The sequence below is a fragment of the Sphingobium sp. TomMM15 genome, from assembly GCF_055397045.1.
This window is the reverse complement of the sequence record NZ_AP027314.1, coordinates 272,394-285,332: the sequence shown is the minus strand read 5'-3', so window position 1 is coordinate 285,332 and position 12,939 is coordinate 272,394. Positions and strand designations below refer to the sequence as shown.

The 12,939-nt window shown below is 64.8% G+C and carries 14 protein-coding genes; 12 read left to right on the top strand and 2 right to left on the bottom strand.

The genetic code is table 11. The features are described from left to right. Nucleotides 1-45: 45 nt before the first annotated feature. Together ACZ51H_RS01525 and ACZ51H_RS01520 are read left to right on the top strand one after the other, a co-directional pair. Nucleotides 46-2,439, top strand: coding sequence for a patatin-like protein (locus tag ACZ51H_RS01525; protein ID WP_464802233.1), 2,394 nt, complete (start codon nucleotides 46-48; stop codon nucleotides 2,437-2,439). Beyond that, nucleotides 2,408-2,866, top strand: coding sequence for a hypothetical protein (locus ACZ51H_RS01520; protein ID WP_464802827.1), 459 nt, complete (start codon nucleotides 2,408-2,410; stop codon nucleotides 2,864-2,866). Before ACZ51H_RS01525 ends, ACZ51H_RS01520 begins: the two co-directional genes overlap by 32 nt. Before the next feature lie 13 nt (nucleotides 2,867-2,879). On the opposite strand, the gene ACZ51H_RS01515 is transcribed toward ACZ51H_RS01520, so the two are convergent. Then, a complete protein-coding gene (locus ACZ51H_RS01515) occupies nucleotides 2,880-3,173 on the bottom strand; it encodes a 4a-hydroxytetrahydrobiopterin dehydratase (RefSeq protein ID WP_464802232.1) in 294 nt (97 codons plus the stop codon). A 40-nt stretch (nucleotides 3,174-3,213) separates the two neighbouring features. On the opposite strand from ACZ51H_RS01515, the gene ACZ51H_RS01510 reads away from it, so the two are divergent. The 4 genes from ACZ51H_RS01510 to ACZ51H_RS01495 are packed head-to-tail and all read left to right on the top strand — an operon-like array spanning nucleotide 3,214 to nucleotide 5,751. Beyond that, complete coding sequence (locus tag ACZ51H_RS01510; protein WP_464771958.1) at nucleotides 3,214-3,621, top strand: metallopeptidase family protein; 408 nt, start codon at nucleotides 3,214-3,216, stop codon at nucleotides 3,619-3,621. Continuing rightward, nucleotides 3,618-4,220, top strand: a complete 603-nt coding sequence (gene ccmA, locus ACZ51H_RS01505) for a heme ABC exporter ATP-binding protein CcmA (RefSeq protein ID WP_464802231.1) — start codon at nucleotides 3,618-3,620, stop codon at nucleotides 4,218-4,220. Before ACZ51H_RS01510 ends, ccmA begins: the two co-directional genes overlap by 4 nt. Further along, nucleotides 4,217-4,864, top strand: coding sequence for a heme exporter protein CcmB (locus tag ACZ51H_RS01500; RefSeq protein WP_464802230.1), 648 nt, complete (start codon nucleotides 4,217-4,219; stop codon nucleotides 4,862-4,864). Before ccmA ends, ACZ51H_RS01500 begins: the two co-directional genes overlap by 4 nt. Further along, the gene (locus ACZ51H_RS01495; protein WP_464802229.1) at nucleotides 4,861-5,751 is read left to right on the top strand and encodes a DMT family transporter; all 891 of its coding nucleotides are present in this window, start codon (nucleotides 4,861-4,863) and stop codon (nucleotides 5,749-5,751) included. Before ACZ51H_RS01500 ends, ACZ51H_RS01495 begins: the two co-directional genes overlap by 4 nt. Before the next feature lie 159 nt (nucleotides 5,752-5,910). On the opposite strand, the gene ACZ51H_RS01490 is transcribed toward ACZ51H_RS01495, so the two are convergent. Further along, on the bottom strand, nucleotides 5,911-6,195 hold the full coding sequence (locus ACZ51H_RS01490; RefSeq protein ID WP_196225472.1) for a chorismate mutase: 285 nt from the start codon (nucleotides 6,193-6,195) through the stop codon (nucleotides 5,911-5,913). A gap of 96 nt (nucleotides 6,196-6,291) precedes the next feature. On the opposite strand from ACZ51H_RS01490, the gene ACZ51H_RS01485 reads away from it, so the two are divergent. From ACZ51H_RS01485 to spt, 6 genes are all read left to right on the top strand, one after another. Further along, nucleotides 6,292-7,332 carry a polyprenyl synthetase family protein gene (locus ACZ51H_RS01485; protein ID WP_464802228.1) on the top strand — a complete coding sequence of 347 codons (1,041 nt, stop codon included), beginning with the start codon at nucleotides 6,292-6,294 and terminating at the stop codon, nucleotides 7,330-7,332. A 124-nt stretch (nucleotides 7,333-7,456) separates the two neighbouring features. Beyond that, complete coding sequence (locus tag ACZ51H_RS01480; RefSeq protein WP_464802227.1) at nucleotides 7,457-8,203, top strand: TSUP family transporter; 747 nt, start codon at nucleotides 7,457-7,459, stop codon at nucleotides 8,201-8,203. Between the two features lie 78 nt (nucleotides 8,204-8,281). Beyond that, a complete protein-coding gene (gene hrpB, locus ACZ51H_RS01475) occupies nucleotides 8,282-10,729 on the top strand; it encodes an ATP-dependent helicase HrpB (RefSeq protein WP_464802226.1) in 2,448 nt (815 codons plus the stop codon). A gap of 59 nt (nucleotides 10,730-10,788) precedes the next feature. Continuing rightward, nucleotides 10,789-11,067 (top strand): ETC complex I subunit, encoded by a 279-nt coding sequence (locus ACZ51H_RS01470; protein ID WP_460987583.1) that lies wholly within the window; start codon nucleotides 10,789-10,791, stop codon nucleotides 11,065-11,067. A gap of 122 nt (nucleotides 11,068-11,189) precedes the next feature. Beyond that, entirely contained in the window at nucleotides 11,190-11,432 is a 243-nt protein-coding gene (locus ACZ51H_RS01465) for an acyl carrier protein (RefSeq protein WP_464791739.1), read from the top strand. Nucleotides 11,433-11,561: 129 nt separating this feature from the next. Next, nucleotides 11,562-12,824, top strand: coding sequence for a serine palmitoyltransferase (spt, locus tag ACZ51H_RS01460; RefSeq protein ID WP_464802225.1), 1,263 nt, complete (start codon nucleotides 11,562-11,564; stop codon nucleotides 12,822-12,824). The last annotated feature ends 115 nt before the right edge of the window (nucleotides 12,825-12,939 follow it).

The window sequence follows — 12,939 nt, the reverse complement described above, 5'->3', positions numbered from 1 at the left end:
GCTGATCGGGGCAGATTATGGTCCGGCGGCTGGGAGGCGCGCCGTATGAAGGAGCGCGAACTTCGACTGGCGCTGGTCTGCTATGGGGGGATCAGTCTGGCCGTCTATATGCACGGTATCACCAAGGAAATCTGGCGGTTGGCGCGGGCAAGCCGGGGTTTCCATGACGGCACCCCGAGCAGCAAGGGCAGCGAAGCGGTTTACAGGAAGCTGCTGGAAGACTTGGAAGCGGCAAGCGGCATCCGGTTGCGCGTAATGCCCGACATCATCGCCGGGGCGAGCGCGGGCGGCATCAACGGCATATTTCTGGCGCAGGCGATCGAAACCGGGCAGTCGCTCGAGCCATTGACCGATCTGTGGCTGGAAAATGCCGATGTGGAGCAGTTGCTGGACCCGGATGCGCGTCCAGCGCGGCGGATCAGCAAATTCTGGGCAACGCCGCTGGTGTGGATGGCCGCGCGGCGGCCCGGCGACACAGTGGAGAGAACCGTCGCACCCGATACGCGCGAGGAGGTGCGGCACAAGCTGTCGAATTTCATCCGGTCCAGATGGTTTGAACCGCCCTTTGGTGGCGAAATCTTCACGGCGATGATGCTTGACGCCTTCGATGCGATGGAAGCGGCCGAGCGCGGGCCGCCGCTGTTGCCCGAGGGGCACCCGTTGGACCTGTTCGTCACCGTCACGGATTTCGAAGGCCATCCGCAAAGCCTGAACCTCAATAGCCCTCCTCAGGTTGTGGAGACCGAACATCGCCTTTCCATCGGTTTCCACGCGCGGGGGCGTGGCGACCGGCTGTTCGCCGACCCGGCCGAGTTGGTATTCGCCGCGCGGGCGACGGCGAGCTTCCCCGGCGCATTCCCCCCCTTCACGGTGCGCGAACTGGATCGGGTGCTGAAACAGCGGCACCGCGCATGGCCGACCCGGGACGCGTTTCTGGCCCATGCCCTGCCCCGTCATTGGGCGCGCGGCAACGCAGAGGACGCGATACTGATCGACGGATCGGTGCTGGCCAACGCACCCTTCGCACAGGCGATCGGCGCTCTCCGCAACCGTCCGTCGCGGCGCGAGGTCGATCGGCGCTTCGTCTATATTGATCCGAAGCCGGGCCGTCGATCGATCCGGCTGAACCGGGAGGGCGAGCAGGAAGACGCAACGCCAGAGGACAAGGCTCAGCTGCCCGGTTTTTTCCGCACGATTTTCGGCGCGCTCAGCGACATTCCGCGCGAGCAACCGATCCGCGACAATCTGGAAGCGATCGATCGCCATTCTTCGCGCATTCGCCGGATGGTACGCATTCTGAATGCCTTAAGGCCGGGGATTGAGGCGGAGGTCGAAAACACGATTGGCGGCATGCTGTTCCTGGACCGTCCGACGCCCGCGCGGCTGTCCGCCTGGCGTGCGAAGGCGCAGCTGCGGGCCGCGAACTCGGCAGGCTTCGCCTTTCCGGCCTATGGTCATCTGAAGCTGTCGGGCATCGTCGAGGATCTGGCCGGTTTGCTGTTCCGCCTGAGTGATGAGGACAGCCCGTTGATGCGGGAAAATTTCCGGCAGGCGCTGTGGTCGCATGTCCGGACGATCGGCGCGGACAAGCTGATCGAGGATGTCGGGCCGGGATCCCCGCCGGTCGCCTTCTTCCGCACCCATGACCTGAGTTTTCGCATCCGCCGCCTGCGCTTTCTGGCCCGGCGGCTGGCAGACACGCTGGAGGTCGATTCTGAGGCTGGCGACGCCGCGATCCAGAAGATGCACGACGCCATCTATGAATCGATGGCGCATTATACCGAATGCGAAGGCACGGATTTCTACAATGGCGCGATCCGGGCCGCTGCCAGGGAAGTGCCGTCCGACCCGGCGGCGGCGCTGGACGCGATCGCACAGGCACGCGACCTGAAGGCGCGGGATGATGTGGCGGAGATGATGCTGGCCGACGCGCTCGCGGGACTTCCCAAGGCGGAGCGGCGGATCATGCTGCTCTCCTATCTCGGCTTCCCCTTTTACGACATCGCCACCCTACCGTTGCTCCAGGGCCACGCCATGGAAGAATATGATCCGGTGAAGGTGGACCGGATTTCCCCGGAGGATTGCAGCGCCATCCGGTCAGGCGGGGCCGAAGCCACGTTAAAAGGTATTGAATTCAATAATTTCGGTGCATTTTTCAGCAGAGCCTATCGGGAGAATGACTATTTGTGGGGACGCCTTCATGGTGTCGAACGGCTGCTGGATATCGTAATTTCCGCATTACCCGCGGCAAGCCGCCTTTCGGAAGAACGCGTGCGCGATTATAGGCAAGCCGCATTCATGGCGATTCTCGATGAGGAGGAACAGCGGCTGCCGCATGTCGCTGATCTCATTGCCATTTTGCGGGAGGAAATCGGTGGGCGCACGGGTGGGGCTGGTTCCATTGGTGATGATTCTGGCGCTGACCGCGGCTTGCCGTGACGCGTCTGGCGATGCCGCGTCTGCGGACAATGCGACTGCCCCAGAGCCCGTGCTTTCCGCCAACGCTATCGAGGGTGAGCCGATCGAGGTGGTCGCGGCGCCGCAGCGCCCCTCGGCCGAGGTAACCGTGCAGGCGCAGCCCGCACCGCGTGGATCGCTGGATCTCCCTCCCTCTCCCGACGCTGCGCTGGCGACGCCCTTCCCGCAAGAAGTCACCAGCTTCATGGTCGATCGGGACAGTTGCGACCATTTCCGGGGCGAGAAACCCTATGATGGGGAAAGGCGCGTGTTCCTGATGGAAAGCATCGCCGAACTATGCACCGGGACCGATGCGAAACTCGCCATGCTGCGCCGCCTCTATGCCGGTGACCCGGCAGTGACCGCTGCGCTGCATGGTTATGAGGATCGTATCGAAGCGCAACCCTGATCGAGCCGTCCGCTCAGGCGGTGAGCAGCGCGTCGATCGCCTTTGCGAGATCTATGTCACGGCGCGACAGGCCGTCGGCGTCATGCGTCGTCAGGGTGATGTCCACCCGGTTATAGACGTTGAACCATTCGGGATGGTGGTTCGCCTGCTCAGCCAGAAGCGCGACGCGGGTCATGAAGCCGAACGCGGCATTGAAGTCCGCGAAGGTGAAGCGCCGCTTGATGCCTTCAGGGTTATTCACCAGCGTCCAATCGGCAAGAGAAGCAAGCTCCTGCGCCCGTTCGTCGCCGGACAGTTTACCAATCATGGCTCTATCCTCATAATATTGTTTCGCCTATGTCGCAGCCATGTCAGACGCCGGTCAACCCCCTCTTTTCGCGCCAACCGTAGCGCAGATTGAAAGACTGGCGCTCGAGGCGCTGGGGCGCTTGCCCGATCCTTTCCGGTCCCATCTGTCCAACGTGGTCCTGTTCGTCGAGGATTTTGCCGACGAACGGATATTGAAAGAGATGGAGATTGACGACCCGTTCGGTCTGACCGGGCTTTATACCGGGCGGCCGGTGGGGGAGCCCGAGCAGACGGGCGACGGCCCACCCATGGTGCATCTTTTCCGGCGGCCGTTACTGGACGAATGGGTGGAAACGGGCGTGCCGCTCGACGCGCTGATCACCCATGTGGTGGTGCATGAGATCGGCCATCATTTCGGCCTTTCCGATATCGATATGCACGTGTTGGAGGACATGGTCGCGCCATGAGCGACGCGGCGCTGCGCCTGTCGGGCATCGCCTGCGCGCGTGGCGGGCGGCTGTTGTTCAGGGGCGTCGACCTGACGCTGGAGCCGGGGGGCAGCGCCCTGCTGCGTGGGCCGAACGGGATCGGCAAGTCGAGCCTGATGCGCATTTGCGCGGGGCTACTGCGGCCGATGGCAGGGACGATCGAGCGGCGGGGCAGGATCGCGCTGGCCGATGAGCGGCTGGCGCTGGATCTGGAAGAGCCTTTGCGCGAGGCGCTGGGCTTTTGGGCGCGGCTGGATGGAACGGATGCGCGTGCGCTGGATGGGGCATTGGAGGCGATGGCACTGGGGCCGCTTGGCGGGATTCCGGTGCGGATGCTCTCGACCGGGCAGCGCAAACGGGCGGCGCTGGCGCGGGTGATTGCTAGTGGTGCTAGGCTGTGGCTGCTGGACGAGCCGGGCAATGGGCTGGACGATGCGTCGCTCGGGCTGCTTGGCGCGGCAGTGGCGGCGCATCTGGCGGGAGGCGGGATCGTGGTTGCGGCGTCGCACCAGCCGTTGCCGATGGCTTCGCCCGTGGTGATCGACCTTTGCGCTTATGTCGCGGAGGAGGCGGCGTGAGGGTGGTGGCGCTGCTGGTTGCGCGGGACTTGAGGCAGGCGTGGCAGTCGGCGGGACTGTGGCTGCCGGTGGCTTTCCTGCTGCTGGTGGCGAGCCTTTATCCTTTTGCAGTGGGGCCGGACGCTGCGCTGCTGCGGCGGTCGGGTGGCGGGATGTTGTGGATCGCGGCGCTGCTGGCGAGCCTGCTGCCGGTGGACCGGCTGGTCGCGCCTGATCGGGATGCGGGGGTGCTTGACCAGATAGCCTTGCGCGGCGTGGGTGATGAAATGGTGATGCTGGCGCGGCTGATCGCGCATTGGCTTGGCTTTGGCCCTGCGCTGATGATCGCGACGTTGCCCGCTGGCGCGCTGCTGAAGCTGGATGGCGCGACGGTCGGGATGCTGGAACTGGGGCTGCTGATCGGCACGCCAGCGCTGGCGGCGCTGGGGCTGCTGGTGGCGAGTTTGACGGCGGGGCTGCGGTCGAGCGGGGCGCTGGCCGGATTGCTGGCGCTGCCGTTGGCGGTGCCGTTGCTGATATTTGGCGCGGGGACGCTGGGCGATGGGAGCGGAGCGGCGCTGAAGTTCCTGGGCGCTGCGTCGCTGCTGCTCGTCGCGATCACGCCCTTTGCAGCGGGGGCGGCGATACGGGCCGGGCGGGAATGATCGGTTTCGGCGCTTCGCTGCTGTTCGTCCTGATCTGGTCGACAGGGTTCATCGTCGCGCGTGGGACAGTGCCCCATGGCGCGCCGGAACTGATCCTGAGCGTGCGCATGACGCTGACGGCGCTGTTGTTGGGCTTCGTTGCCTGGCGGGCGGGTCAGAGGTTGCCACGGGGCAAGCGGCTGATGCTGCACCTGGCGGCGGGCGCGATGCTGCATGGCGTTTACCTGACCGTCAGTTGGTGGGCGGTGTATAACGGCATGCCTGCAGGCATCATGTCGCTGCTCGGCGCGCTGCAACCATTGATGGTGGCGGTGGCGGGCGCGTTCCTGCTCGGCGATCGGCTGCTGGCGCGCGGATGGACGGGATTGGCGATCGCCATTGCGGGCGTGGTTTGCGTGCTGCTGCCTGCCATCGAGAAGTCGGGCGCGGGGGCGGTGCCGATTTTGCCTGCGATCGCTGGAATGCTTGCGGTGGTCGCCATGGCTGCGGGTACGCTGGTGCAACGCGGCTCCATAGCAGGTGACGGCATCTGGATTTCCGGCGCGGTGCAAAATGCAGGCGGTGCGATTGTCCCGATTGCGGCGGCGCTTATTATGGGGGAGGCCCGTTGGGATGGCGCGCCCTTATTATGGCTGGGCTTGGCCTGGTCAGTGCTGGGCCTGTCGGCAGGCGGCCTGTCGCTGCTGATTTGGCTGGTGCGGACGCAGGGACCGACGCGGATGTCGATGCTGTTGCTGCTGGTGCCGCCGCTTGCCGCGGTGGAGGCTTGGCTGCTGTTCGGCGAAAAGCTGGTGCCGGTTCAGTTGGCAGGCTTTGCGCTGGCGCTGACGGGCGTGCTGCTGGGGCGATCGCAAGGGAAGCGGGAAACGGTCAGCGAACCGGCTTGAGGCACGGCGCCTTTCGGGCGTCGGATCAACAGTGAGGTTCCAACAGAGCCCTTGCATTCGGCATGAGGGCCTTACTTGCTCCCGAAGAGAAGTAAGACCGTTGGCTTCGCCGGCCTCCGGCTCGACAAGCTCAGGGCGAACGGGGAGAAAAAAATTCCCTTAGGCGTCCCGCAACCGTTCGTGATGGCGGATCACCTCATCGATGATGAAGCGCAGAAATTTCTCGGTAAAGTCGGGATCGAGATTGGCGTCCGTCGCGAGCTGGCGCAGGCGGCTGATCTGTCGTTCCTCCCGGCCCGGATCGGCGGGTGGCAGTGCGTGCGTCGCCTTATATTCGCCGACAGCCTGCGTGATCTTGAAGCGCTCGGCGAGCATGAACACGAGGGCAGCGTCGATGTTGTCGATGCTCTCGCGATACCGCTTCAAAGTGTCGTCCACGCTCATCCTCCAAATATCCGCGCGCTTTTTGCTCCATCCGTCGCTCCGTGCAAGCTATTCCCGCTTGCCAACTGCATTTTGCACCGCCACATGGGCCGGGTCATGACCGCACCTGCCTCCGGCCCCATCTCCGGGAACGTCCACCCCATCGGCCGCGCCAACGGCGCGCCGTCGCTCACCCCCATGATGACGCTGGTTGCCGACGGCATGAACCAGGTCAATGCGGTGATTCTGGACCGGATGCAGTCGCGCATTCCGCTGATCCCGGAATTGGCAGGCCATCTGATCGCGGGCGGCGGCAAGCGGATGCGGCCGATGCTGACCCTCGCCTGCGCGCAGCTGGTCGGCTATGCGGGCAGCCGCCATTACAAGCTGGCGGCGGCGGTTGAGTTCATTCACACCGCGACCCTGCTGCATGATGATGTGGTCGATGGGTCTGGTCTGCGCCGGGGCCGCAAGACAGCGAACATCATCTGGGGCAACAGCGCCAGCGTATTGGTGGGCGACTTCCTGTTCTCCCGCGCTTTTGAGCTGATGGTCGAGGCCGAGTCGCTCAAGATCCTGAAGATCCTGTCCAACGCTTCGGCGGTCATCGCCGAGGGCGAGGTCAATCAGTTGACCGCCCAGCGCCGTATCGACACGAGCGAAGAGCAATATCTGGACATTATCGGCGCCAAGACTGCCGCCCTGTTCGCCGCCGCCTGCCGCATATCCGCCGTGGTCGCGGATCGGGACGAGGCCGAGGAAAAGGCGCTAGACGTCTATGGCCGGAACCTGGGCATCGCATTCCAGCTGATCGATGACGCCATCGATTATGAATCCGACGGCGCGACGATGGGTAAGGATGCAGGCGACGACTTCCGCGACGGCAAGGTGACGCTGCCGGTGATCCTGGCCTATGCGCGCGGATCGGAAGAGGATCGCGCTTTCTGGAAGCAGGCGATCGCAGGCAATCGGGTGAGCGACGAGGATTTGGCGCATGCGACGCTGCTGCTTCGCAAGACCGGCGCGATTGACGATACGCTCGCACGGGCGCGCCTCTATGGCCAGCGCGCCATCGATGCTTTGGGCCGGTTCGATACCGGCAAGGCGAAGGCAGCGCTGACCGAAGCCGTCGAGTTCGCTATCGCCCGCGCTTATTGAGCCACGCCGCCTCCTGTTCCAGAGGCAGCAGGCTCGACGCGCATCGACGCCAAGTGGCGCGGCGGATAGCTGAGGTGAGGCGCCGTTGGACTTAATCCTTTCTCCCGAGACGCTAGCCTTCCTGATGGCTGCGGCTTTGATATCCGGGTGCATCGACGCCATGGCGGGCGGCGGCGGGCTGATCTCCCTGCCCGCATTGCTGGCGGCGGGCGTGCCGCCCGTTGCGGCGGTGGGCACCAACAAGCTGCAATCATCGCTAGGCACCTTTGGCGCCTGCGTCGCTTATGCACGCGCCGGGCACATGGACCTTAAAGCCTATCGCTGGCCCATTATTGCGGCATTTATAGGGTCAGTGGGTGGCGCCTGGCTGATCCAGCGGGTGGACCCTGCCATTTTGGCCGGATTGATGCCCGCGCTGCTGATCGCGCTGGCGGGCTATTTCACCTTCTCCCCCCGAATCAGCGAAATGGACCGGCACAGCCGGGTGGGACTGGCGGGACTGAGCCTGTTGATCGGCGCTATCGGCTTTTATGATGGCTTCTTCGGACCCGGTGCCGGAGCATTTTACGCGACCATTTTCCTCGTGCTGGGGGGCCTCGGCCTCGTCCGCGCGACGGCTCAGACAAAGGCCGCCAATTTGGCTAGCAATGTGGCGGGCCTGTTGACGATGATGCTCGGCGGCCATGTCATGTGGATTGCGGGACTGACCATGGCCGTCGGCAGCATCACTGGCAGCCAAATTGGATCGCGTCTGGCCATGCGATTCGGCAGCAAGCTGATACGGCCCCTGCTGATCATCATGTCTCTGGGGCTGACGGCGAAGATGCTGCTCGATCCGGGAAACCCGATGCACAAGCTGTTATTCGGATAAGCTCATTCTTTTCGGTGCTGCCTTTCGCTTTGCACAGCGGGATTGCACCGGATGCCGATTGGCGCGAGAGGGACGGACATGAGTGCCGCGCTGCCGATCCACGATATTCTTCCCCGGCTGCTGGACGCCTTGCGGCGGGGGAATAGCGCCGTTCTGGTCGCGCCGCCGGGAGCAGGCAAGACGACGGCGGTGGCGCCCGCGCTGCTGGATGAGCCATGGTGCACGGGGCAGGTGCTGCTGCTGTCCCCCCGCAGGCTGGCGGCTCGCGCGGCGGCAGAGCGCATTGCCGAACTGATGGGCAGCGTTCCGGGCGGGATCGTCGGCTATGCGACGCGGATGGACAGCAGGCAGTCGGGCGCCACGCGCCTGCTGGTCCTGACGGAGGGCATTTTCGTCCGCCGCATTCAGGATGATCCGGAGCTTACGGGCGTATCGGCGGTCCTGTTCGATGAAGTGCATGAGCGGAGTTTGGACAGCGACTTTGGGCTGGCGCTGGCGCTGGATGCACAGGCGGCATTGCGGCCGGACCTGCGCATCGTGCCGATGTCGGCGACGCTGGATGGGGCGCGCTTTGTGGCGTTGCTGGACGATGCGCCGGTGCTGGAAAGCGAAGGGCGGATACAGCCGCTGGAGTTGCGGCATATCGGCCGGGCGGCGGAAAAGCGGATCGAGGATGAGATGGCCGGGGCCGTGCGAAGGGCGCTGGCGGAAGAGGCGGAGGGCGACCTGCTCGCCTTCCTGCCCGGCGTGGCGGAGATTGAGCGGACGGCGGAGCGGCTGGAGGGCCTTGGCGTCGAGGTGCATCGGCTGCACGGCAGTCTGGACCCGGCGGCGCAGCGGGCCGCTATCCGTCCTTCGCGGGAGGGACGGCGGAAGGTGATCCTTGCGACCTCGATCGCGGAAACCAGCCTTACGATTGATGGGGTGCGGATCGTGATCGACTCCGGGCTGGCGCGGCGGCCGCGTTATGACCGGGCGGCGGGGGTGACGCGGCTCGTCACGGAGCGGGCGAGCCAGGCGGCGGCGACCCAGCGCGCGGGGCGTGCCGCAAGGCAGCGGCCGGGCGTCGCCTATCGGCTGTGGGAAGCGGCGGCGACTGCGGGCATGCCGCCCTTCGATCCGCCCGAGATATTGGAGAGCGACCTTTCCAGCCTGCTGCTCGATTGCGCGCTTTGGGGGGTGAACGATCCGGCGAGCTTGCGATGGCTCGACCCGCCGCCGTCCGCCGCGCTGGATGAGGCGCGCAAGCGGCTGACGGTGCTGGAAGCGCTGGACGATGACGGGCGGATCACGGCGCATGGCAAAGCACTAGCGCGATTGCCGGTGGAGCCGCGGATCGGACATATGTTGGCGCGCGCGGGCGAGCTGGGGCTGGCCGAGGTGGCGGCAGAGGTGGCCGTGCTGCTGGGAGAGCGCGGGGTTGGCGGGCAGGATGTCGATCTGTCGCAACGGCGGACGCGCTGGCGGCGGGAAAGCGGGAAGCGGGCTGATGCCGCGCGCGCCATGGCGAGGCGCTGGGCGAAGCTGGTCGGCTCCGGGCAGAAGGCAGCGTCGGGCGAGCATGATGCGGGGCTATGTCTTGCGCTGGCCTTTCCTGACCGGGTGGCCAAGCGGCGCTCGGCCGATGGTGCCGAATGGGCCAGCGTCGGCGGGCGCGGGTTTCGGATCGATCCGCTGAGCTCGCTGGCGCGTGAGGAATGGCTCGCGGTAGGGGCAGTGCAGGGAAGCGCGGCTGGGGCGCGTATCCTCTCCGCCGCGCCGATCAGCGAGGTCGAAGTGCTGCGCCTGTTCAGCGGGCGGGTGAAGGAACATCGGACGGTGCGGTTCCGGGCGGAAACCGGAGGGATAGAGGCTCTGCGGGAAAGGTGGCTGGGCGCGGTACGGTTGTCGTCGGGATCAGACGACAGGCCGGACCCAGATGCTGTCGTCTCGGCTCTGCTGGACGGCGTCAGACAGGGCGGGCTCGACCTGCTGCCTTGGTCCGATGCCGCGCGGTCTCTGCGGATTCGGGGGGCTTTTGCAGGGATAGAGGCGCTGTCGGATGCTTCGCTGCTGGCAACGCTCGACGATTGGCTTGCGCGCCTGCTCGCGGGCAAGCGGCGACTGTCCGACATTGACCGATCGCAATTGTCCGGCGTTCTGGAGGGCATTATCGGCTGGGATGGCAAACAGCAGCTCGACAGGCTGGCTCCTCCGGCATTTCAATCGCCCGCCGGGAGCAGCCATGAGATCGACTATGCGGCCGAGGGTGGACCGCGCGTGGAACTTCGCGTGCAAGCGCTGTTTGGGCTTGCCGAGCATCCGGTGGTCGGCAGCGGGCGTATTCCGCTGGTCCTGTCTCTCACCTCTCCCGCCGGGCGGCCGATCCAGACTACGCGGGACTTGCCGGGTTTCTGGGCGGGGAGCTGGAGCGCGGTCGCAAAGGAGATGCGCGGGCGCTATCCCCGGCATCCCTGGCCCGACGACCCGGCTGGCGCCGCCGCGACGCTGCGCACGAAACGCGCCGACGCCCGTGGCAAGCCTTGACTTCCGCCCGTCCGCTGGTGCAACGGACGCATCGCCCTTCCCAGGAGTTTGACGCCACGATGGCTGCGCGCATCTATCAGATTCAGAAGAACGCCCTTCAGTCCGGCAAGGCACGGACCGACAAATGGGTTCTGGAATTTGCGCCGAGCGAGGCGAAGAAGCCGGACCCGCTGACCGGTTGGGCCGGATCAGGCGATACGCAGAGCCAGGTCAAGCTGACCTTCCCATCGCTGGACGCGGCGCGCGCCTATGCCGACAAGTATGAGATCGGCTACGCTTTCATCCCGACGCCGCCAAAGACGCTGAAGATCCAGGCCTACGCCGACAATTTCCGCTAAAGGCGAGCACGGGGCGGCTCATAATCGGGCGCGATGCTGCCCGATTGCCGCCTTATTCCCTTGCCAAAAGGCGGGACTTGGGGGCAAAAGTCGCCCTTTCATGGGAAAGCTTTGAACAGATAATGACGGATCGCCAGCAGATTTTCGACAGCATCGCCGCGCAGATCGCTCCTTTCAACAAGAAGGGCGTCGACCTCAGCGAGGCAACCAGCTTTGCGGGCGACCTGGAGTGGGACAGCCTGACCGTCATGGACTTCGTCGCGGCGATCGAGGATGAGTTCGATATCATCATCACGATGAACATGCAGGCTGAGATCGAGAATATCGGCCAGCTTGTGGACGCTGTAGCAAAGTTGAAGGGCTAATCTAGCCTTCCCCGTTCGCATCGAACCGGTTCGCCTTTGCCGAGGACCGATGGTCGAGATGACGGGAAAACTTCTCGCCTGACGCATCTCGACATGCTCGATGCTGCTCGAACCGAACGGATATATGCGATGACCGACGCTGCTGAAACCGCCACCGACGCCCACACGCCCGCCGAAGTGGCTGACGCGCGCGACCTCTTTTCCAAATTCGATCCGCTGATCGCCGAGCGCGAGGCGCTGCTGGCGACCGGCGTGCGCGATCCTTTCGCGATCGTCATGGACGAGGTGAAGTCCCCCACCCAGGCGGTGATCAAGGGCAAGGACACGATCCTGCTCGGCACCTATAACTATATGGGCATGACTTTCGACCCGGACGTCGTCGCGGCAGGCAAGAAGGCGTTGGACGAGTTCGGGGCAGGAACCACCGGCAGCCGGGTGCTCAACGGCACCTATCAGGGCCATAAGGAAGTCGAGGACGCGCTGATGGACTTCTATGGCACTTCGGGTGCCATGGTGTTTTCGACCGGCTATCAGGCCAACCTCGGCATGATTTCCACGCTGGCGGGCCGGGGCGACTATGTCGTGCTGGATGCCGACAGCCATGCGTCCATTTATGACGGCTGTTTCCTGGGCGATGCGGAAATCGTCCGCTTCCGCCACAACAGCGTCGAGGATCTGGACAAGCGCCTTGGCCGCCTGCCCGCCGACGCGCAGAAGCTGGTCGTGCTGGAAGGCGTCTACTCCATGTTGGGCGACGTCGCCCCCCTGCCCGAGATGGTGGCGGCGGTGCGCAAGCATCCCAATTGCATGATCCTGGTCGACGAAGCCCACGGCATGGGCTTTTTCGGCGCCAATGGCCGCGGCGTCTATGAGGAGCAAGGCGTCGAGAAGGATGTGGACTTCGTCGTCGGCACCTTCTCCAAGTCGGTCGGCACGGTTGGCGGCTTCTGCGTATCGAACCACCCCAAGTTCGAGGTGCTGCGCCTTGTCTGCCGCCCCTATGTCTTCACCGCTTCGCTGCCGCCAAGCGTCGTCGCGACAGCCGCAACGTCCATCCGCAAGCTGATGCACGCGGGCGAAAAGCGCGCGCATCTGTGGAAGAACAGCCAGCGGCTGCACAAGGGCCTCACCGATCTTGGCTTCAAGCTGGGGACGGAAACGCCGCAATCAGCGATCATTGCCGTGATCCTGACGGATCAGACGCAGGCGGTCGCCATGTGGCAAGCGCTGCTGGAGTTGGGGCTCTACGTAAATATGGCGCGCCCGCCCGCCACACCGGCGGGGACTTTCCTGCTGCGTTGCTCGCTTTGCGCGGAGCATAGCGACGAGCAGGTTGGCCAGATTATCGGCATGTTCGAGGCAGCGGGGAAGGCAACCGGCGCAATCGGTTGATCGCGCGGATAACCATCGCCGCGATACAGGGAGATAAGGGGCAGATGAGGCGTTAGTGCCCCTTGGAACCTTTTATTCCTTGATATTCCGCCTGTAATGCTGTTCGACTAAGATC

Excerpts from the sequence above, each read along its gene's own strand:
- ACZ51H_RS01495 (WP_464802229.1), top strand. The coding sequence starts at position 4,861 with ATGATCGGTTTCGGCGCTTCGCTGCTGTTCGTCCTGATCTGGTCGACA.
- ACZ51H_RS01485 (WP_464802228.1), top strand. The coding sequence starts at position 6,292 with ATGACCGCACCTGCCTCCGGCCCCATCTCCGGGAACGTCCACCCCATC.
- hrpB (WP_464802226.1), top strand. The coding sequence starts at position 8,282 with ATGAGTGCCGCGCTGCCGATCCACGATATTCTTCCCCGGCTGCTGGAC.
- ccmA (WP_464802231.1), top strand. The coding sequence starts at position 3,618 with ATGAGCGACGCGGCGCTGCGCCTGTCGGGCATCGCCTGCGCGCGTGGC.
- ACZ51H_RS01510 (WP_464771958.1), top strand. The coding sequence starts at position 3,214 with ATGTCAGACGCCGGTCAACCCCCTCTTTTCGCGCCAACCGTAGCGCAG.
- ACZ51H_RS01490 (WP_196225472.1), bottom strand. The coding sequence starts at position 6,195 with ATGAGCGTGGACGACACTTTGAAGCGGTATCGCGAGAGCATCGACAAC.
- spt (WP_464802225.1), top strand. The coding sequence starts at position 11,562 with ATGACCGACGCTGCTGAAACCGCCACCGACGCCCACACGCCCGCCGAA.
- ACZ51H_RS01470 (WP_460987583.1), top strand. The coding sequence starts at position 10,789 with ATGGCTGCGCGCATCTATCAGATTCAGAAGAACGCCCTTCAGTCCGGC.
- ACZ51H_RS01480 (WP_464802227.1), top strand. The coding sequence starts at position 7,457 with ATGGCTGCGGCTTTGATATCCGGGTGCATCGACGCCATGGCGGGCGGC.
- ACZ51H_RS01515 (WP_464802232.1), bottom strand. The coding sequence starts at position 3,173 with ATGATTGGTAAACTGTCCGGCGACGAACGGGCGCAGGAGCTTGCTTCT.
- ACZ51H_RS01525 (WP_464802233.1), top strand. The coding sequence starts at position 46 with ATGAAGGAGCGCGAACTTCGACTGGCGCTGGTCTGCTATGGGGGGATC.
- ACZ51H_RS01465 (WP_464791739.1), top strand. The coding sequence starts at position 11,190 with ATGACGGATCGCCAGCAGATTTTCGACAGCATCGCCGCGCAGATCGCT.
- ACZ51H_RS01520 (WP_464802827.1), top strand. The coding sequence starts at position 2,408 with ATGATTCTGGCGCTGACCGCGGCTTGCCGTGACGCGTCTGGCGATGCC.